Raw genomic sequence first — 19567 nt, forward strand, 5'->3', positions numbered from 1 at the left:
CCCCGACAAACAGGACATTCATGCAAAATCCGGTCGATACATATATGAGCACGCTCGTTCCCATGGTGGTCGAGCAGACCAATCGCGGCGAGCGCGCGTACGACATCTACTCGCGCCTGCTCAAAGAACGGATCATCTTCGTCACGGGCGTGATCGAGGACCACATGGCCTCGCTCATCACCGCGCAGCTTCTCTTCTTGGAGGCCGAGAACCCCAAGAAGGAGATCTCGATGTACATCAACTCGCCGGGCGGGGTGGTGACGTCGGGAATGGCGATCTACGACACGATGCAGTTCATCCGCCCGCCGGTTTCGACGCTGTGCATCGGCCAGGCCGCCTCCATGGGATCGCTGCTGCTCTGTGCCGGCGAGAAAGGCATGCGCTATGCCGTGCCGAACGCACGGGTCATGCTGCATCAGCCCTCCGGTGGCTTCCAAGGTCAGGCGAGCGACATCGAGCGCCATGCCGAGGACATCATCAAGCTCAAGCGCCGCTTGAACGAGATCTACGTCCAGCACACCGGGCAGGACTACGCCACTGTCGAACAGACACTCGATCGCGATTTCTTCTTCACGGCCGAAGAGGCCAAGAAGTTCGGGCTGATCGACGAGGTGGTCAGCAAGCGTCAAGGCGACGCACCATCTGACGAAGAACCGGCACCGGCATCCTAGTTTCGGCCCGGATCGGGACCGAAGCCTTCTGTGGCCAAGGGGCCGGTTTCCGGCCCTAGGCCTTGGCTGTGCGGTATACTTCGTGGCACCATGGCGATTCTAGACACGCGAACAGCGTGTCTAGACCGGATGCCAGAGCGACGATGTGCGGGATTAATCAATCCTTGATCAGTGCCACCTCAACATGGTCAGATTGTGTAGCTTCGACCTCTTCTTTCGAGGAGGCGCCGGCACTTTGCAGGGCAGACAACGGCTATTTCGGTGCGTTCGGAGCGCCGCACGCACGCAACAGCAACGAAGAACAATTGGATATTAAGGAATGAGCAAGGTGAGCGGAACGGATTCCAAAAATACCCTCTACTGCTCTTTCTGCGGTAAGAGCCAGCACGAGGTCCGCAAGCTAATCGCGGGGCCGACCGTGTTCATCTGCGATGAATGCGTCGAGCTTTGCATGGACATTATTCGCGAGGAGAACAAGAGCTCCCTCGTGAAGTCTCGCGATGGCGTTCCGACGCCCCAGGAAATCTGTCAGGTCCTCGACGATTACGTCATCGGTCAGGATTACGCGAAGCGCGTGCTTTCCGTTGCGGTCCACAACCACTACAAGCGGTTGAACCACTCCGGAAAGAACTCCGACGTTGAACTGGCAAAGTCGAACATCCTTCTGATCGGCCCGACCGGCTGCGGCAAGACGCTGCTGGCGCAGACGCTTGCCCGCATTCTCGACGTGCCGTTCACCATGGCGGACGCGACCACGCTCACCGAAGCGGGTTATGTCGGCGAGGACGTCGAGAACATCATTTTGAAGCTGCTCCAGGCGGCCGACTACAACGTCGAACGGGCCCAGCGCGGCATCGTCTATATCGACGAGGTCGACAAGATCAGCCGGAAGTCCGACAACCCGTCGATCACACGCGACGTGTCGGGCGAGGGCGTGCAGCAGGCCCTTCTGAAGATCATGGAAGGCACGGTTGCATCCGTACCGCCGCAGGGCGGCCGGAAACATCCGCAGCAGGAATTCCTGCAAGTCGACACGACGAACATCCTGTTCGTGTGCGGCGGCGCGTTCGCGGGTCTCGAAAAGATCATTTCCGCGCGCGGCCGGTCCACGTCGATCGGCTTCGGCGCGAAAGTCGAGATGGTCGACGAGCGGCGCACGGGCGACATCCTGCGTAAGATCGAGCCGGAGGATCTGCTGCGGTTCGGCCTCATTCCGGAATTCATCGGCCGTGTGCCTGTGATCGCGACGCTCGACGATCTCGACGAGAATGCCTTGATCCGGATCCTGACGGAGCCGAAGAATGCGCTCGTGCGCCAATATCAGCGCCTGTTCGAGATGGAAGACGTGCAGCTTTCGTTCGCCGACGAGGCCTTGCTGGCAATCGCCAAGAAGGCCATCGAGCGGAAGACAGGCGCGCGCGGACTCCGGTCGATCATGGAAGGCATTCTTCTCGACACCATGTTTGAGCTGCCCAGCATGCGCGGGGTGGAGGAAGTCGTGATCAGCGCCGAGGTGGTTGACGGGAAGGCCCGGCCGCTGCGGATCTATTCCGAGCGGCAGGACGAGGTCGGAACCAGCGCCTGATCTTTTTCCACATGATTGTCGGCTTGAAGGGCTCTGCGAATCCCACTCTGATTGTGGCAGGCCGCATGCGGTCTTGGTGCCCGTGCGGGCCCTTGACGGCGCGCCCGTCGAAAGCCACTTTCCGGGGTGGGCGAGCCAAAGTGACGCACTGCCCCCTGGCGTAGGCCAGGAGCATATAATCTGGACGGCGAATTGAACGGAATTGGGGGGCTGAGACCGGTTTCGCGAAGCGACTTTTGGCCAGAAACGAAGCTGGCCGGCCATAAAAGGAAGGCGACGGAAAGAATATGACTGAAACAACCCCGTCCGTAAGCATGGAAGGCGGCCCGGAACTTTACCCGGTGCTCCCACTTCGCGACATTGTGGTCTTTCCCTACATGATCGTGCCGCTCTTCGTCGGCCGCGAGAAATCCATCGCCGCGCTCGAAGAAGTGATGCGGACCGACAAGCAGATTCTGCTGGTCGCCCAAAAGAACGCTTCCGATGACGAGCCGACGGCGGAAGGCATCTACGAGATGGGCACGCTTGCCTCCGTGCTGCAGCTCCTGAAGCTGCCCGACGGCACCGTGAAGGTGCTGGTCGAAGGCTCGCGCCGCGCCATCATCAAGAACTACACCGACAACGAGAACTATTTCGAAGCCGAGATCGAACCCGTCGAGGAGCAGACCGGCGAAGACAACGAGATCGAAGCGCTCGCGCGCTCGGTCGTGTCTCAGTTCGAAAGCTATGTGAAGCTCAACAAAAAGATCTCGCCCGAAGTGCTCGGCACGACGAGTCACATCGAGGACTACTCGAAGCTCTCCGACACGATCGCTTCGCATCTCGCCATCAAGATCGGCGAGAAGCAGCAGATCCTCGAGATCACCTCCGTCTCCGAGCGGCTGGAGCGTGTGTTCACGCTGATGGAAAGCGAGATTTCCGTCCTCCAGGTCGAGCGCAAGATCAGGAGCCGCGTGAAGCGTCAGATGGAGAAGACGCAACGCGAGTACTACCTGAACGAGCAGATGAAGGCGATCCAGAAGGAACTCGGCGACAGCGAAGAGGGACGGGACGATCTGGCCGAGCTCGAGCAGAAGATCGAGAAGACCAAGCTGACCCGCGAAGCCCGCGAAAAGGCCATGGGCGAGCTCAAGAAGCTGCGCCAGATGAGCCCGATGTCCGCCGAGGCCACAGTTGTCCGCAACTACCTGGATTGGCTGCTGTCGATCCCGTGGGGCTCGAAGGGCAAGGTCAAGCGCGACCTGGACGATGCGCAGAAGGTGCTGGACCACGACCACTACGGTCTTGAGAAGGTCAAGGACCGCATTGTCGAGTATCTCGCCGTTCAGAACCGGACCAACATGCTCAAAGGCCCGATCCTGTGCCTCGTCGGCCCGCCCGGCGTCGGCAAGACCTCGCTCGGCAAGTCGATCGCCAAGTCGACGGGCCGTGAGTTCGTGCGCATGAGCCTTGGCGGCGTGCGGGACGAGGCGGAGATCCGCGGCCACCGCCGGACCTATATCGGTTCGATGCCCGGCAAGGTCATCCAGTCCATGCGGAAGGCAAAGAAGGTCAATCCGCTGTTCCTCTTGGACGAGATCGACAAGATGGGCGCCGATTTCCGCGGCGACCCGGCCTCGGCCTTGCTCGAAGTGCTGGACCCCGAGCAGAACAACACGTTCAACGATCACTATTTGGAAGTGGACTACGATCTGTCGAACGTCATGTTCGTCACGACCGCGAACACGCTGAACATCCCGCCGGCCCTGATGGACCGGATGGAGATCATCCGCATCGCCGGTTACACCGAGGACGAGAAGGTCGAGATCGCTCGGCGCCACCTCATCCCCGTGCAGATCAAGAACCACGGCCTCGAGACGGAGGAGTTCGCGCTCGACGACGACGCCTTGCAGGAACTCATTCGCCGCTACACGCGCGAAGCGGGTGTCCGGAGCCTGGAACGCGAGCTTGCCAAGCTGTCCCGTAAGGCGGTGAAGGAACTCCTGACCACGGACCACACCAAGGTGACGGTCACGATGGACAACCTCGCCGACTACCTCGGCGTGCCGAAATACCGCTACGGCGAGGCCGAGTTGGAAGACCAGGTCGGTGTCGTGACGGGGCTCGCCTGGACCGAGGTCGGCGGCGAGATTCTCACAGTCGAGGCGGTCATGATGCCGGGCAAGGGCAAGATGACGGTCACCGGCAATTTGCGCGATGTCATGAAAGAATCGATTCAGGCCGCGAACGCCTATGTGCGCTCCAGGGCCGTCGATTTCGGAATTGAGCCGCCGCTGTTCGAACGCCGGGATATCCACGTGCACGTTCCGGAGGGTGCAACCCCCAAGGACGGGCCGTCCGCGGGCGTGCCAATGGCCACCGCGATCATCTCGCTGATGACCGGGATTCCGGTGCGGCGCGACGTGGCGATGACCGGCGAAATCACCCTGCGTGGCCGGGTTTTGCCCATTGGCGGCCTCAAGGAGAAGATGCTCGCGGCCTTACGCGCCGGCATCAAGACGGTGATTATCCCTGAGGAAAACGTCAAGGATCTCGCAGAGATACCGGATAAGCTTAAGAATCAACTTGAGATTATGCCGGTCTCGCGGGTCGACGAGGTCTTGAAGATCGCCTTCACCCGGACACCTCAACCCATCGTCTGGGAAGAGGAAGGCGAGGGTGCCTCACAGGTCGTTCCCAACAAGGACGACACCGGCACCGGCGTCACCGCTCACTGACCGCCAAACAGCGCTTCAACCGCAGCGCCGTTAAAACGCCCCATTCGTCTGGTCGCGCGTTATGCACCGATTCGGCTAAGAATGTTGATTTTCTGCGCTTTTTGCGCGACTCATACACGACTTGTTTGTGAATCGATGCGTACCCCTAGAGGGCCCAAGGGTTCATAACAAGCGCCCCACAACGGGGCCGAGCGAAAGGATAACATCGTGAACAAAGCAGAGCTTGTCGCCCAAGTGGCGAAGGAATCCGATTTGTCGAAGGATGCTGCCGAGAAGGCCGTCGACGCGACGTTCAAGAATATCGAGAAGGCTTTGAGCGGTGGCGACACGGTGCGCATTGTCGGCTTTGGTAATTTCCAGGTCGCGCAGCGCAAGGCCTCGGTTGGCCGCAACCCACGCACAGGCGCCGAAGTTCAGATCCCGGCCTCCCGTGTTCCGAAGTTCCGTGCCGGTAAGGCTCTGAAGGAAGCGGTCAACGGCTAAGCGGCCGACTGACTCTTCAGCGACTTCTAGGCGAAGCCTCGCGCAAGCGGGGCTTCGTCTTTTCTGTTTTCGGTTCCGCTGCCCATCCGGATGGGGCACGCGGACCGAACCCGCTCTTGGCAGGGGAACTCTTGCCAGGAGAGTTCTTGGCAGGACGGACGACTTGGTCTAACGCTTCGGACCGGACGTTCCCGGCCTGGCGGGCGGTTAGCTCAGTTGGTAGAGCGCCACGTTTACACCGTGGATGTCGGCAGTTCGAGCCTGTCACCGCCCACCATTCATGCACGCGATCCGGGTGCGTTGTGACCGGAGGCAACGGCGACAAGAAGCCCTGTCTCCGAACTTTTATCCGGCGGGGATAAACGAGCGGCATCTCGCCGCAATTCGTCCTCCGCTCTTTACCCAGCTTGCCTTGACACCCAAAATCCAAGGCCGTACATGCTGGGGATCGCCTCCGGCCGTGGTTACGGCCCGGTAGGGGGTTGTAGCTCAGTTGGTTAGAGCGCCGGCCTGTCACGCCGGAGGCCGCGGGTTCGAGTCCCGTCACTCCCGCCACTTTGGCCCGTCGACGCGCAGTAGACGTTGGAAGAAGGCTTAGAACGAGCCATGGGCCAGTTGCTTCTCGACTATCTTCCTCTCGTCATCTTCATCGCGATCGCCTTCGTCATCTGCACCGTTCTGCTGTTGATCCCGAACGTCATCGCGGTGCGCAATCCGGACCCCGAGAAAGTCTCGGCCTATGAGTGCGGGTTCGACGCCTTCGACGATTCGCGCATGAAGTTCGACGTGCGGTTCTATCTCGTGTCGCTGCTCTTCATCATCTTCGACCTCGAAGTGGCATTCCTGTTTCCGTGGGCCGTCGCGTTCGATGGACTGCCGGCCTTGGGCTTCTGGGCCATGATCGTTTTCCTCGGCGTGCTCACCGTCGGGTTCATCTATGAGTGGCGGAAAGGCGCGCTCGAATGGAATTGATGCCGAAAGTCACCTTCGAGACCGAGGGGAAGGGCGGCGGCCTCATCACTGCCGGCGCGACATCGTTCGGCACGTTCTCCGACGAGCTCGCCGACAAGGGCTTTCTTCTCACGACGGCCGACGATCTCATCAACTGGTCCCGCACCGGTTCGCTGATGTGGATGACCTTCGGGCTCGCCTGCTGCGCCGTCGAGATGATGCAGGCGTCCATGCCGCGCTACGATCTGGAGCGCTTCGGCTTCGCCCCGCGCGGCAGCCCGCGCCAGTCCGACGTCATGATCGTCGCCGGTACGCTGTGCAACAAGATGGCGCCCGCTCTGCGTAAGGTCTACGACCAGATGCCCGAGCCGCGCTACGTCATTTCCATGGGCTCCTGCGCCAATGGCGGGGGCTACTACCACTATTCCTATTCCGTTGTTCGCGGCTGTGATCGCATCGTGCCCGTGGACATCTATGTACCCGGTTGCCCGCCGACGGCCGAAGCCTTGGTTTACGGCGTGCTCCTCCTTCAGAAGAAAATACGGCGGACAGGGACCATTACCCGCTAAACCGCCCAGGTCCTCGGGGGCTTGATGGACGACGAACTGAACAAACTGGGCAGCGACCTCTCGGGGAAGCTAGGGCCGGCGCTCGTCGGCTTTACGGTGGCTCACGGCGAGCTGACGCTGGAAGTTGCGCGCGACAGCATTTGCGATGTCGTCACGCTGCTGCGCGACGACCAGGACTACCGCTTCGGCTCTCTGATCGACGTGTGCGGGGTCGACTATCCCGAGCGCGAAGAGCGTTTCGACATCGTCTACCACCTGCTCAGTCCTTGGAAGAATTTGCGCATCCGCGTGAAGGTCAGGACCGATGCCGAGACGCCGGTCCCGAGCATCGTCGGCATCTTCCCGGCCGCCAACTGGTTCGAGCGCGAGGCCTTCGATCTCTATGGCGTCGTCTTTGACGGGCATCCGGACTTGCGCCGCATCCTGACGGACTACGGCTTCGAGGGCCATCCGCTGCGGAAGGACTTCCCGCTCACCGGATTCGTCGAACTGCGTTACGACGACGAGCAGAAGCGCGTGGTCTACGAGCCCGTGCAACTCATGCAGGACTATCGCGACTTCGACTATCTCAGCCCTTGGGAGGCCATGGAGACGGCCATCCCGGGCGACGAAAAAGCCAGCGTAGTCGAGGAAGGGGAGGACAAGTCGTGAAAGACACGCTCACTCCCGGCCTCAAGCACAGCTTCTCCTACACGGTGCCCCCGACAAAAACGGTCCCGCATCTTTACAAGGAGTCGCCCGAGCTCCAGGCCATGCCCGAAGTGTTCGCCACGGCCTTCATGATCGGGCTGATGGAATGGACTTGCGTGCAGCTTCTCGCCCCGCATTTGGACGAAGGCGAGGGCAGCGTCGGTGTCCATGTGGACGTGTCGCATACAGCCGCGACGCCGCCGGGCCTGACCGTGACCGTCGAGGCCGAGTGCATAGAAGTCAAAGGTCCGCGCGCCAAGTTCCGCGTGGCCGCGCATGATAGCGTCGACGAGATCGGCGCCGGCATCCATGACCGCTTCATCGTCGCCTGGAACCGGTTCGAACGCGGCGTTGCGCCCAAGCGCGACAAGGTTCCAGATCAGCCCCTTGAGGAGGCGCCTGCGTAATGGCCGACACCGACGTCGACAGTCACAAGGAAATCGTTCCCGATTTCGATCATAAGCCCGTCGGCGGCAACCCGGACGCGGGGATTCCGCAGGACGGCGATCGGACCTTCACGATCAATTTCGGCCCGCAGCATCCGGCCGCGCATGGCGTCCTGCGTCTCGTTCTCGAGCTGGACGGCGAGGTGGTCGAGCGCGTGGACCCGCATATCGGTCTGCTCCACCGCGGCACCGAGAAGCTGATCGAGCACAAGACCTATCTCCAGGCGCTGCCGTATTTCGACCGGCTCGACTACGTCGCGCCCATGAACCAGGAGCACGCCTTCTCGCTCGCCGTCGAGAAGCTGCTCGGCCTGACCGTGCCCAAGCGCAGTCAACTCATCCGCGTTTTGTATTCGGAGATCGGGCGGCTCCTGTCGCACCTGCTCAACATCACCACGCAGGCGCTCGACGTGGGCGCGCTCACCCCGCCGCTATGGGGCTTCGAGGAACGCGAAAAGCTGATGGTCTTCTACGAGCGGGCCAGCGGCAGCCGCATGCATGCGGCCTATGTGCGCCCCGGCGGCGTGCACCAGGATCTTCCGCCGGAACTTGTGGACGACATTTACGCGTTCTGCGATCCGTTCCTCAAAGTCTGTGACGACATCGAGGGGCTGCTTACCGACAACCGCATCTTCAAGCAGCGCAATGTCGACATCGGTGCCATCAGCCAGGAAGACGCCTGGGCCTGGGGCATGAGCGGTGTGATGATCCGTAGCACCGGCGCGGCCTGGGACCTGCGCAAGAGCCAGCCCTACGAGTGCTACGAGGAACTCGAATTCGACGTGCCGATCGGAAAGAACGGCGACTGCTACGACCGCTATCTCATCCGCATGGAAGAGATGCGTCAGTCCATCCATCTGATGAAACAGTGCTGCGAGCTTCTGACGGAGACGCCGGGCCCGGTGACGGTCGACAATCACAAGATGGTCCCGCCCAAGCGCGCGCAGATGAAGGGTTCGATGGAAGCCCTGATCCATCACTTCAAGCTCTACACCGAGGGCTATCACGTGCCGCCCGGCGAGGCCTATGCAGCCGTCGAGGCGCCGAAGGGCGAGTTCGGGGTCTATCTCGTCTCCGACGGCACCAACAAACCGTATCGCTGCAAGATCAGAGCGCCCAGTTTCGTGCATTTGTCGGCGCTCGAGTTCCTGACGCGCGGACATATGCTGGCCGATGTCTCGGCCGTTCTGGGTTCGATCGATGTTGTCTTTGGAGAGTGCGACCGATGACACATTGTGCAGTTGCGAAATGCGCCTAGATCGGCAAGACTCTGGGGGCTGGGGGAGTCAACTCGACGCGGGATGTCTGCTGGTTCGGCACGACGACCGCATCCAAACAAGTAAGCTGAGATGAGCGTCCGACGCCTTGCTGTTGAACAGCCCGAAGGCTTTGTCTTCACGCCCGAAAATCTCGAATGGGCACAGGCTGTTATCAAGAAATATCCGGAGGGGCGTCAGGCTTCAGCGGTGATTTCGCTTCTCTGCCGCGCCCAGGAGCAGAACGGCGGCTGGGTGTCCGAGCCGGCCCTGCGCTACATCGCCGAGATGCTGGATATGGCCTATATCCGCGTCTACGAAGTCGTCACCTTCTACACCATGTTCAACTTGGCGCCGGTGGGCCGCTACTACCTGCAGGTCTGCGGTACGACGCCGTGCATGCTGAACGGCGCGCAGGACCTCACGGAAGCCTGCCGCAAGCATATCGGCCCCAAGGACACGGTCAGCGATGACGGCATGTTCTCGTGGACCGAGGTGGAGTGCCTCGGCGCCTGCGTGAACGCGCCGATGGTGCAGATCAACAAGTACTATTACGAGGACCTCACGCCGGAATCGCTGGGTGACATCATCGAGCGGCTCCGCAAGGGCGAGGACGTGCCGCCCGGACCTCAGGACGGACGCCAAGGCTGCGCACCCAAGAGCGGCCCCAATACGCTCATCGATGCCGGGATCTACGGCTCCGACGATTCCGGTCCGGAACCGGGCTATGCGGGAACGTCCGATCCCAAATCGAAGATGCCGGGGCCGTACTAATGCTTCAGGACAAAGACCGCATCTTCAAGAACCTCTACGGGCTGCATAGCTGGCAGTTGCCGGCGGCCCGTGCGCGCGGCGCCTGGGACGGCACCAAGGACATGATCGCCCGCGGCCACGATGCCGTGATCGAAGAGGTCAAGGCGTCGGGCTTGCGCGGACGCGGCGGTGCGGGTTTCCCCACCGGGCTGAAATGGTCCTTCATGCCGAAGGACGATCCGCGCCCGAGCTATCTCGCCGTCAACGCGGACGAGTCCGAACCAGGCACCTGCAAGGACCGCGAGATCATGCGGCACGATCCGCACCTTCTCATCGAAGGTGCCATGATCGCGTCCTTCGCCATGCGGGCGCATGTGGCGTACATCTACATCCGCGGCGAGTTCATCGCCGAACGCGAGATCCTCGAAGCCGCCATTGCCGAGGCTTACGATGCCAAGCTCGTGGGCAAGAACAACGTCAATGGCTGGGACTTCGACATCTACGTCCATCACGGGGCAGGGGCCTATATCTGCGGCGAGGAAACCGCGCTCCTCGAAAGCCTCGAAGGCAAGAAGGGCCAGCCGCGCCTCAAGCCGCCGTTCCCGGCTAATTGCGGCCTCTACGGCGCGCCCACGACCGTCAACAATGTCGAGACCATCGCCTCGGTCCCGGACATCATGCGGCGCGGCGCGACCTGGTTCGCGGCGCTCGGCAAGCCCAACAATACCGGCACGAAGCTCTATTGCATCTCCGGTCACGTGAACGAGCCGTGCACCGTCGAAGAGGAGATGGGCATCTCGTTGCGTGAGCTCATCGAGAAATATGCAGGCGGCGTGCGCGGCGGCTGGGACAATCTCCTGGCCATCATTCCGGGAGGATCGTCCGTACCCTGCCTAACAGCGGAAGAATCCAGCGACGTCACCATGGACTTCGATGCGCTGAAGGCGCTGGGTTCCGGCCTCGGCACCGCGGGCATCATCGTCATGGACAAGTCCACGGACATCATCCGCGCGATCGCCCGGCTTTCGTATTTCTACAAGCACGAATCCTGCGGGCAATGCACGCCGTGCCGCGAGGGCACGGGGTGGATGTGGCGCGTGCTGGAGCGCATGGCCGAGGGCAATGCGCAGAAGCACGAGATCGACATGCTCTTCGAAGTCACGAAGCAGGTCGAGGGTCACACGATCTGCGCGCTCGGCGATGCCGCTGCCTGGCCGATCCAGGGTCTGATCAAGAATTTCCGCCACGTCATCGAAGAACGCATCGATGCACGGGCTACCGAACCGTTGTCACCGTCCGTACCGGAAGCGGCGGAGTAGGAACGTCATGCCGAAACTCATCATCGACGGTATCGAGCACGACGTCCCGGACGGCATCACGCTGATCCAGGCCTGCGGGCTCGTCGGCGTCGAGATCCCGCGCTTCTGTTTCCACGAGCGCCTGTCGATCGCCGGCAATTGCCGCATGTGTCTTGTGGAAGTCGTCGGCATGCCGAAGCCCGTCGCCTCCTGCGCCATGTCGGTCAACGATCTGCGCCCCGGCCGCGACGGCACGCCGCCGACGATCAACACGAAGTCGGAAGTCACGCGCCGTGCCCAGGAAGGCACGATGGAGTTTCTGCTGGTCAACCATCCGCTGGACTGCCCGATCTGCGATCAGGGCGGGGAGTGCGACCTGCAGGATCAGGCCATGGCCTACGGCTTCAACGAAGGCCGCTTCAAGGACAACAAGCGCGCCGTAGACAACAAATATCTCGGGCCGCTCATCAGCTCCATGACCCGCTGCATTCACTGCACGCGCTGCGTCCGCTTCATGACCGAAGTTGCCGGCGTTCCCGAACTCGGCCTGATCGGCCGTGGCGAGGACGCGGAGATCACCACCTATCTCGAGCATGGTCTCCATTCGAACCTGTCCGCGAACGTCGTGGACCTGTGTCCCGTCGGCGCGCTGACCTCGAAGCCCTATGCGTTTCAGGCGCGGCCGTGGGAACTTTCCAAGACACCCTCCATCGACGTGATGGACGCGGTAGGGTCTTCAATCCGCGTCGACGCGCGCGGCAAGGAGGTCTTGCGCATCCTGCCGCGGATCAACGACGCGGTGAACGAGGAGTGGATATCCGACAAGGCGCGCCATGTTTGGGACGGGCTGCGCACGCAGCGTCTGGACCGGCCCTATCTGCGCAAGGACGGCAAGCTCGCGCCCTGCACCTGGGACGAAGCGTTCGCGGCAATTGCCGAACGCATCCAATCCTCGAGCGGCGCGAAGTTCGGCGCGATTGCCGGCGATCTCGCCGCGGCCGAGGAGATGTTCGCGCTCAAGACATTGGCCGAGCAGATCGGCTCGCCGAATATCGACTGCCGTCAGGCCGGAGCGAAATTCGATCCGACTCTCGGACGCGCCACCTACCTCTTCAATGCGGGGATCGAAGGCATTGAGGATGCGGATGCCGTTCTTCTCGTCGGCTGCGATCCGCGCGTCGAGGCGCCGGTGTTGAACGCGCGCATCCGCAAGCGCTGGAAGCAGATGGAGGGCAAGTTGCCCGTCGGCCTGATCGGCACGGATGTCGACCTGACCTATCCTTATCAGCGCATCGGGGCCGGCCCAGACACGTTGATGGATATCGCGGGCGGCAAGCACGAGTTCGCGCAAGTCCTCAAGGACGCCGAAAAGCCCATGGTGATCCTGGGGCAGGCGGCCTTCGCACGGCCCGACGGCTACGAGATCCTCGCCGTTGGCGCGAAGATCGTGACCGAGTCGGGCGCGATCGCCGAGGGCTGGAACGGCTTCAATGTTCTGCATACGGCGGCCGCGCGGGTTGCGGGCCTCGATCTCGGCTTCGTACCCGGAGAGAAGGGGCTCGGCACCGGCGGCATGATCACCGCAGCCGGCAAGGGCGATCTCGACGTCTGTATCTGCTGGCGCCGACGAATCGACATGTCGGCGCTTGGAGAGACCTTCGTCATCTATCAGGGCAGCCACGGCGACAAGGGCGCCCACCGCGCCGACGTGATCCTGCCGGGCGCGGCCTACACGGAAAAAGAGGGCACCTACGCCAACACCGAAGGGCGCGTGCAGATGACGGCCCGCGCGATCTTCCCGCCGGGGGATGCCCGCGAGGACTGGACCATTGTCAAAGCCTTGTCCGCCGCACTCGGCAAGCCGCTCCCGTTCGAAACGCTGCAGGAACTGCGCAGCAAGATGTACGCGGTCGCGCCCCAGTTGGCCCAGCTCGACATCCTCGAAAAGGCCGACTCCGGTCCCATCGTCAAATTTGCCAGCCACACAGCCAAGCCGGGCAGCGAGCCGTTTGGGCTCTCGATGGACGACTACTACTTGTCCAACCCCATTGCGCGGGCCTCCGCCCTCATGGCGAGCCTGAGCGCGATGCGCGCGGACGCCGAGAAAGCGACGGGCACCGATGGCTGAGTTCTGGACCAGCTATGGGTGGCCCACCACCCTGATCGTCCTGCACAGCGTCGCCATGATGGTCGTGCTGCTGGTGTTCATCGCCTTCGTGCTGCTGGCTGACCGGAAGATCTGGGCCGCGGTGCAGATGCGGCGCGGACCCAACGTGGTGGGACCGTTCGGCCTGTGGCAATCCTTCGCCGATTTGCTGAAGTTCGCCTTCAAGGAATTCATCGTTCCGGCCGGCTCGAACAAGGGGCTGTTCATCGTCGCGCCCATTATCACGGCGGGGCTGGCGATTTCCGCCTGGGCCGTGATCCCGGTCGCCAAAGGCTGGGCCGTGGCCGACATCAATGTCGGCATCCTCTACGTCTTTGCCATTTCGAGCCTGGAAGTGTACGGCGTCATCATCGCCGGCTGGGCCTCCAACTCGAAATACGCGTTTCTGTCGGCGCTCCGGTCCGCCGCGCAGATGGTCTCTTATGAAGTCTCCATCGGCTTCGTGATCGTCACCGTGCTTCTGTGCGCGGGCTCGCTGAACCTGACGGACATCGTCCTTGCGCAGGACAGGGGCCTCGGCCTGTTCGGCTGGTACTGGCTGCCGCTGTTCCCGATGTTCGTGATCTTCTTCATCTCGCTTCTGGCCGAGACGAACCGTCCGCCCTTCGACCTGCTCGAGGCGGAATCCGAACTCGTGGCGGGCTACATGGTCGAGTACTCCTCGACGCCGTATATGCTGTTCATGCTCGGCGAGTACGTCGCCATCATCCTGCTGTGCAGCCTCGGCACGATCCTCTTCCTCGGTGGATGGCTACCGCCGGTGTCCATCCCACCGTTCACCTGGATCCCAGGCGTTATCTGGTTCGTCCTGAAGGTCTGCGCCCTGTTCTTCCTGGTCTCCATGGTGAAGGCCTTCGTTCCGCGCTATCGCTACGACCAGCTGATGCGGCTTGGCTGGAAGGTCTTCCTTCCGATCTCGCTCGCGGCCGTCGTCATCGTTGCGGTGGTCTTGCGGGTCTGGCAGCACGGTATCTAAAGGAGAAGACGCGTGACACGGTTCGCACAAGCTGCCAAATCGCTCCTGCTCCTGGAGTTCGTGTCGGCCTTTTGGCTCGCGATGAAGTACTTCGTCGCGCCGAAGGCGACGCTGAACTACCCTTACGAGAAGGGCCCGCTGAGCCCGCGCTTCCGCGGTCAGCATGCCTTGCGCCGCTATCCCAACGGGGAGGAGCGCTGCATCGCCTGCAAGCTCTGCGAGGCGATCTGCCCGGCACAGGCGATCACCATCGAAGCTGGCCCGCGCCGCAACGACGGCACGCGGCGCACCACGCGCTACGATATCGACATGGTGAAATGCATCTACTGCGGCTTCTGCCAGGAAGCCTGCCCGGTGGAGGCGATCGTCGAAGGTCCGAATTTCGAATTCGCGACGGAAACGCGTGAAGAGTTGTACTACGACAAGGCGCGCCTGCTCTCCAACGGGGACCGTTGGGAGCGGGAGATCGCCAAAAATATCGAACTCGACTCGGCCTATCGGTAGGCGGGTTTCGGGAACAGGCTGGCTGCAAGGCCGGACATTGGGGTTACGTTTTGGGGGCTGAGTTTTTGAATAGGCACGTCGAACGCGCAGGACCGTTTTCGGGCTGTCGCTCCGGTTTGGGAGTGACCGTCCGATGCTGAGCGCGCTGTTCTTCTATCTCTTCGCGTTCGTTCTTATCGCCTCGGCCCTCATGGTCGTGTCGGCGAAGAATCCCGTGCACGCCGTGCTGTTCCTGATCCTCGCTTTCTTCAACGCGGCCGGACTGTTCATCCTGCTCGGGGCAGAGTTCCTCGCGATGATCCTCGTGGTCGTCTATGTGGGCGCCGTCATGGTGCTGTTCCTGTTCGTGGTGATGATGCTCGACGTCAGCTTCGCGGAGCTGCGCTCGGGCGCTGTGAAGGTTCTGCCCATTGGACTCCTCGTCGGCTTCATCTTCCTGTTCGAGCTGCTCTTCGTCGTCGGCGCCTGGGTCGCGGCGCCGAAGCTCGTGAGCGATGCGCCCATGCCGCCGCCTTCCGAGGTGAGCAACACGCGCGCTTTGGGCGAACTGCTCTACACCGACTACGTCTATCTGTTCCAAGCCGCCGGTCTGATCCTGCTCGTCGCCATGATCGGCGCGATCGTCCTGACGCTGCACCACCGCCGCGACGTCAAGCGCCAGAACATCAGCGACCAGGTCGCGCGCAACCCGGAGACGGCAATCGAGGTCGTCAAAGTCGAATCGGGGAGGGGCCTGCAATGACCGTCGGTCTGTCGCATTACCTGACCCTGGCCGCGTTGCTCTTCACGATCGGCGTGTTCGGCATCTTTTTGAACCGCAAGAACGTCATCGTCATTCTGATGTCGATCGAACTCATTCTGCTCGCGGTCAACATCAACCTCGTGTCGTTCTCCTCGTTCCATGGCGATCTCGTCGGCCAGGTCTTCACCCTGATCGTCCTGACCGTCGCGGCGGCGGAAGCGGCCATCGGCCTCGCCATTGTCGTCGTGTATTTCCGCAATCGCGGCACGATCGACGTGGCCGACATCGATCATCTGAAAGGCTGAGGGCGGCACACGATGTATCACGCAATCCTCTTCCTTCCCCTGATCGGCGCGCTGTTCGCCGGGCTGTTCGGCCGCCTTGTCGGGTACCGCGCGTGCGAAATCGTGACCATCTCGCTGATGTTCGTGGCGGCGTTCCTGTCGTGGATCGCCTTCTACCAGGTGGCCATTCAGGGCGAGGACGTGCGTATCTCGCTCATCGGGTTCATGCACTCCGGCGCTTTCGAGACCTACTGGTCGATCCGGATCGACACGCTCACGGCCGTGATGCTTGTCGTCGTGAATACGGTGTCGTCGGTCGTGCACCTCTATTCCGTCGGCTACATGGACGAGGACCCGCACAAGGAGCGCTTCTTCGCCTATCTGTCCTTATTCACCTTCGCGATGCTCGCGCTCGTGACCTCGGACGATCTCGTCCAGCTCTTTTTCGGCTGGGAAGGCGTCGGCCTCGCGTCCTATCTCCTGATCGGATTCTGGTACAAGAAGCCCTCCGCCAATGCCGCCGCCATCAAGGCCTTCGTCGTCAACCGCGTCGGCGATTTCGGCTTCCTGCTCGGCATCTTCACGATCTTCTATGTGTTCGGCGCGGTCCAATACGACACGATCTTCGCGGCGGCGCCCGACCAGGTCGGCAAGACCATAACGTTCTTGTCGTGGGAGGTGCCGGCCCTCGAGTTGATGTGCTTCCTGCTCTTCATGGGCGCCATGGGCAAGTCGGCCCAATTCCTGCTCCACACCTGGTTGCCGGACGCCATGGAGGGCCCGACACCGGTCTCCGCACTCATCCATGCCGCTACGATGGTCACGGCGGGCGTGTTCATGGTGGCGCGCATGTCGCCGCTGTTCGATCTCGCCCCGTATGCGCTCGCCTTCGTGGCGTTCATCGGCGCGACGAGTGCCTTCTTCGCCGCCACCGCCGCCGTGGTGCAGACCGACATCAAACGCGTGATCGCGTACTCCACCTGCTCGCAGCTCGGCTATATGTTCGCCGCCGAAGGGGTAGGGGCGTATGGCGCGGGCATCTTCCACCTGTTCACCCATGCCTGCTTCAAGGCGCTGCTGTTCCTGTGCGCCGGCGCCGTCATTCATACGCTGGCCGACAATCAGGACATGCGCCGCATGGGCGGCTTGCGGAAGATCATCCCCTTTACCTGGGTGATGATGCTGATCGGGTCGCTGGCGCTGACCGCATTCCCGCTAACGTCGGGCTTCGTCTCGAAGGACTTCATCATCGAGACGACCTGGTTCGATCACACGGCCGTCGGCCAATACACCTATTGGATGGTCCTCATCGCCGCCTTCCTGACCTCGCTCTACACCTGGCGGCTAATGTTCATGACCTTCGAGGGTAATTTCCGCGGGCCGAAGGACGTCAAGGCGCACGCGCACGAACCGCCCTGGACCATGGGTGTACCGCTGATGGTGCTGGCGGCCGGTGCCCTGTTCGCCGGGCTTGGCTTCCGCCACCTCTTCATCGGCGCAGACCAGGCAAGCTTCTGGCGCGAGAGCATCGTCCTGCCCCATGGCGGCCATCACGACGTGCCGTTCTGGCTGGTCCTGTCGCCGACCATCGCCATGACGCTCGGCTTCCTGATCGCTTGGTACTGCTACATGTGGCGGCCACTTGTTCCGTTCGGCCTGCTCAAGCGCTTCCCGGCGACCAACCAGTTCTTCTTCCATGCCTGGTACTTCGACGCGCTCTATGACCGCATCTTCGTGCGTCCTGCCAAATGGCTCGGCAATTTCCTTTGGAAGGTGGGCGACGGCAAGATCATCGACGGGATCGGCCCGAACGGCGTTGCCGCCCGCGTGCTGGACATCACAAGAGGCGTCGTGAAGCTTCAGACCGGCTACATCTACCACTACGCATTCATCATGCTGATCGGCGTCGCGCTTCTGATCACTTATTTCATCGTGACGGGAGGCGCGCTGAAGCCATGAGTTATGGGTGGCCCATTCTCTCCACGGTGACGTTCCTGCCGCTGGTCGGCGCGCTGCTGATCTTTGCGCTGCGGGGTAACGACGAGAGCACCGCCCGCAACGCGCGCTATATCGCGTTGTGGACGACGCTGATCACCTTCGCCATCTCGCTGCTACTGTGGATCGACTTCGATCCGACGACGGCCAAGTTCCAGTTCGTGGAGGAGCGCGCCTGGCTGGGACCGATCCGGTTCCATATGGGCGTCGACGGCATCTCGATGCTGTTCGTGATTCTCACGACGTTCCTGATGCCGCTCACGGTTCTGTCGACCTACGGCGCCATCAAGACGCGGGTGCGCGAATTCATGATCGCGTTCCTGATCCTCGAAACGCTGATGCTCGGCGTGTTCTGTTCCCTCGATCTGGTGATGTTCTATCTGTTCTTCGAGGGCGGCCTCATTCCGATGTTCCTCATCATCGGTATCTGGGGTGGATCGAACCGCGTCTATGCCAGCTTCAAGTTCTTCCTCTACACGCTGGCGGGCTCGCTTCTGATGCTCATCGCGATCCTCGCCATGTATTGGGAGGCGGGGACCACGAACATTCCGGAGCTCCTCGCGCACGACTTCCCGCCGGAAATGCAAACCTGGCTATGGCTGGCGTTCTTCGCATCCTTCGCGGTGAAGCTGCCCATGTGGCCGGTGCATACCTGGCTGCCGGACGCGCACGTGCAGGCGCCGACCGCGGGCTCCGTCGTGCTGGCAGGCATCCTCTTGAGCCTCGGCGGATACGGCTTCTTACGGTTCTCCATTCCCATGTTCCCGCTCGCCTCGGTCGACTTTGCGCCGCTCATCTACGCGCTGTCCGTGATCGCGGTGATCTACACCTCGCTCGTTGCGTACGCGCAGGAAGATATGAAGAAGCTGATCGCCTATTCGTCCATTGCTCATATGGGCTTCGTGACGATCGGCATCTTCACGCTGACCATGCAGGGCCTTCAGGGCGGCATCTTCCTGATGCTCTCCCACGGCATTGTTTCGGCTGGCATGTTCCTCTGCGTCGGCGTCTCTTACGACCGCATGCATACCCATGAGATTTCCGTATTCGGCGGTCTCGTGAACCGGATGCCGCTCTATGCCGCCGTGTTCATGATATTCACCATGGCCAATGTGGGCTTGCCGGGCACGTCCGGCTTTGTCGGCGAGTTCCTGAGCCTCCTGGGCGTCTACCAGGTGAACACCTGGGTCGCCGCGCTCGCGGCGACGGGCGTCATTCTATCGGCCGTCTATTCTCTTTGGCTCTATCGCCGTGTCATTTTCGGCGAGATCACCAATCCGGCGTTGAAGTTGATCCAGGATCTCTCGTGGCGGGAAATCGCCGTCATGGCGCCGCTGATCCTGCTCACGATTTACTTCGGGTTTCATCCCAACCCGGTTCTCGACGTCACGGCGACGTCTGTCGAGGCCCTGATGGCCGACTTCAAAGCGAACCTGGCCGCTGCCGAGCAGGCGCGGCTGGCGCTGGTGCCGTGAGTGAG

The 19567-nt window shown here is 61.9% G+C and carries 18 protein-coding genes and 2 tRNA genes; all 20 read left to right on the forward strand.

Annotated elements, in window-relative coordinates; translation table 11 throughout:
* The first annotated feature begins 20 nt into the window (after positions 1-20).
* The 20 genes from clpP to AUC70_RS09800 all read left to right on the forward strand — a co-directional run bounded on the left by clpP (position 21) and on the right by AUC70_RS09800 (position 19562).
* Positions 21-671, forward strand: a complete 651-nt coding sequence (clpP, locus tag AUC70_RS09705; RefSeq protein ID WP_069444694.1) for an ATP-dependent Clp endopeptidase proteolytic subunit ClpP — start codon at positions 21-23, stop codon at positions 669-671.
* Between the two features lie 319 nt (positions 672-990).
* Positions 991-2256, forward strand: coding sequence for an ATP-dependent Clp protease ATP-binding subunit ClpX (gene clpX / locus AUC70_RS09710; protein WP_069444695.1), 1266 nt, complete (start codon positions 991-993; stop codon positions 2254-2256).
* 287 nt (positions 2257-2543) lie between these two features.
* On the forward strand, positions 2544-4973 hold the full coding sequence (lon, locus tag AUC70_RS09715; protein ID WP_069444696.1) for an endopeptidase La: 2430 nt from the start codon (positions 2544-2546) through the stop codon (positions 4971-4973).
* A gap of 207 nt (positions 4974-5180) precedes the next feature.
* Positions 5181-5456, forward strand: coding sequence for an HU family DNA-binding protein (locus tag AUC70_RS09720; RefSeq protein WP_045367083.1), 276 nt, complete (start codon positions 5181-5183; stop codon positions 5454-5456).
* Between the two features lie 201 nt (positions 5457-5657).
* Positions 5658-5733 (forward strand) — tRNA-Val (locus AUC70_RS09725).
* Positions 5734-5933: 200 nt separating this feature from the next.
* Positions 5934-6011: transfer RNA gene (locus AUC70_RS09730), tRNA-Asp, on the forward strand.
* Positions 6012-6062: 51 nt separating this feature from the next.
* On the forward strand, positions 6063-6428 hold the full coding sequence (locus tag AUC70_RS09735; RefSeq protein WP_069444697.1) for an NADH-quinone oxidoreductase subunit A: 366 nt from the start codon (positions 6063-6065) through the stop codon (positions 6426-6428).
* Complete coding sequence (locus tag AUC70_RS09740; RefSeq protein WP_425283172.1) at positions 6419-6976, forward strand: NuoB/complex I 20 kDa subunit family protein; 558 nt, start codon at positions 6419-6421, stop codon at positions 6974-6976. The genes AUC70_RS09735 and AUC70_RS09740 overlap by 10 nt, the downstream gene beginning before the upstream one ends.
* Positions 6977-7000: 24 nt before the next feature.
* Entirely contained in the window at positions 7001-7627 is a 627-nt protein-coding gene (locus tag AUC70_RS09745) for an NADH-quinone oxidoreductase subunit C (RefSeq protein WP_069444698.1), read from the forward strand.
* Positions 7624-8073, forward strand: a complete 450-nt coding sequence (locus AUC70_RS09750; RefSeq protein ID WP_069444699.1) for a thioesterase family protein — start codon at positions 7624-7626, stop codon at positions 8071-8073. Before AUC70_RS09745 ends, AUC70_RS09750 begins: the two co-directional genes overlap by 4 nt.
* Entirely contained in the window at positions 8073-9341 is a 1269-nt protein-coding gene (locus AUC70_RS09755; RefSeq protein ID WP_083241461.1) for an NADH-quinone oxidoreductase subunit D, read from the forward strand. The genes AUC70_RS09750 and AUC70_RS09755 overlap by 1 nt, the downstream gene beginning before the upstream one ends.
* 120 nt (positions 9342-9461) lie before the next feature.
* Positions 9462-10142: an NADH-quinone oxidoreductase subunit NuoE gene (nuoE, locus tag AUC70_RS09760; protein ID WP_069444700.1), complete on the forward strand. Its 681-nt coding sequence runs from the start codon at positions 9462-9464 to the stop codon at positions 10140-10142.
* The gene (gene nuoF / locus AUC70_RS09765; protein ID WP_069444701.1) at positions 10142-11440 is read left to right on the forward strand and encodes an NADH-quinone oxidoreductase subunit NuoF; all 1299 of its coding nucleotides are present in this window, start codon (positions 10142-10144) and stop codon (positions 11438-11440) included. Before nuoE ends, nuoF begins: the two co-directional genes overlap by 1 nt.
* Positions 11441-11447: 7 nt before the next feature.
* Positions 11448-13547: an NADH-quinone oxidoreductase subunit NuoG gene (gene nuoG / locus AUC70_RS09770; RefSeq protein ID WP_069444702.1), complete on the forward strand. Its 2100-nt coding sequence runs from the start codon at positions 11448-11450 to the stop codon at positions 13545-13547.
* Entirely contained in the window at positions 13540-14562 is a 1023-nt protein-coding gene (gene nuoH, locus AUC70_RS09775) for an NADH-quinone oxidoreductase subunit NuoH (RefSeq protein ID WP_069444703.1), read from the forward strand. Before nuoG ends, nuoH begins: the two co-directional genes overlap by 8 nt.
* A 12-nt stretch (positions 14563-14574) precedes the next feature.
* Complete coding sequence (nuoI, locus tag AUC70_RS09780) at positions 14575-15066, forward strand: NADH-quinone oxidoreductase subunit NuoI (RefSeq protein ID WP_045367106.1); 492 nt, start codon at positions 14575-14577, stop codon at positions 15064-15066.
* 133 nt (positions 15067-15199) lie between these two features.
* A complete protein-coding gene (locus AUC70_RS09785) occupies positions 15200-15808 on the forward strand; it encodes an NADH-quinone oxidoreductase subunit J (RefSeq protein WP_069444704.1) in 609 nt (202 codons plus the stop codon).
* Entirely contained in the window at positions 15805-16113 is a 309-nt protein-coding gene (gene nuoK / locus AUC70_RS09790; protein ID WP_069444705.1) for an NADH-quinone oxidoreductase subunit NuoK, read from the forward strand. The genes AUC70_RS09785 and nuoK overlap by 4 nt, the downstream gene beginning before the upstream one ends.
* A 12-nt stretch (positions 16114-16125) precedes the next feature.
* Positions 16126-18051, forward strand: a complete 1926-nt coding sequence (gene nuoL / locus AUC70_RS09795; RefSeq protein WP_069444706.1) for an NADH-quinone oxidoreductase subunit L — start codon at positions 16126-16128, stop codon at positions 18049-18051.
* A complete protein-coding gene (locus tag AUC70_RS09800) occupies positions 18048-19562 on the forward strand; it encodes an NADH-quinone oxidoreductase subunit M (protein ID WP_069444707.1) in 1515 nt (504 codons plus the stop codon). The genes nuoL and AUC70_RS09800 overlap by 4 nt, the downstream gene beginning before the upstream one ends.
* Positions 19563-19567: the final 5 nt, after the last annotated feature.

This window comes from Methyloceanibacter stevinii (genome assembly GCF_001723355.1).
Taxonomy (GTDB): domain Bacteria; phylum Pseudomonadota; class Alphaproteobacteria; order Rhizobiales; family Methyloligellaceae; genus Methyloceanibacter; species Methyloceanibacter stevinii.

Bases quoted from the DNA above. Each gene is read 5' to 3' on its own strand.
- clpP (WP_069444694.1), top strand. From the start codon at position 21: ATGCAAAATCCGGTCGATACATATATGAGCACGCTCGTTCCCATGGTG.
- nuoE (WP_069444700.1), top strand. From the start codon at position 9,462: ATGAGCGTCCGACGCCTTGCTGTTGAACAGCCCGAAGGCTTTGTCTTC.
- lon (WP_069444696.1), top strand. From the start codon at position 2,544: ATGACTGAAACAACCCCGTCCGTAAGCATGGAAGGCGGCCCGGAACTT.
- nuoL (WP_069444706.1), top strand. From the start codon at position 16,126: ATGTATCACGCAATCCTCTTCCTTCCCCTGATCGGCGCGCTGTTCGCC.
- AUC70_RS09755 (WP_083241461.1), top strand. From the start codon at position 8,073: ATGGCCGACACCGACGTCGACAGTCACAAGGAAATCGTTCCCGATTTC.
- AUC70_RS09800 (WP_069444707.1), top strand. From the start codon at position 18,048: ATGAGTTATGGGTGGCCCATTCTCTCCACGGTGACGTTCCTGCCGCTG.
- AUC70_RS09785 (WP_069444704.1), top strand. From the start codon at position 15,200: ATGCTGAGCGCGCTGTTCTTCTATCTCTTCGCGTTCGTTCTTATCGCC.
- AUC70_RS09735 (WP_069444697.1), top strand. From the start codon at position 6,063: ATGGGCCAGTTGCTTCTCGACTATCTTCCTCTCGTCATCTTCATCGCG.
- nuoF (WP_069444701.1), top strand. From the start codon at position 10,142: ATGCTTCAGGACAAAGACCGCATCTTCAAGAACCTCTACGGGCTGCAT.
- clpX (WP_069444695.1), top strand. From the start codon at position 991: ATGAGCAAGGTGAGCGGAACGGATTCCAAAAATACCCTCTACTGCTCT.
- AUC70_RS09740 (WP_425283172.1), top strand. From the start codon at position 6,419: ATGGAATTGATGCCGAAAGTCACCTTCGAGACCGAGGGGAAGGGCGGC.
- nuoK (WP_069444705.1), top strand. From the start codon at position 15,805: ATGACCGTCGGTCTGTCGCATTACCTGACCCTGGCCGCGTTGCTCTTC.
- AUC70_RS09745 (WP_069444698.1), top strand. From the start codon at position 7,001: ATGGACGACGAACTGAACAAACTGGGCAGCGACCTCTCGGGGAAGCTA.
- nuoG (WP_069444702.1), top strand. From the start codon at position 11,448: ATGCCGAAACTCATCATCGACGGTATCGAGCACGACGTCCCGGACGGC.
- nuoH (WP_069444703.1), top strand. From the start codon at position 13,540: ATGGCTGAGTTCTGGACCAGCTATGGGTGGCCCACCACCCTGATCGTC.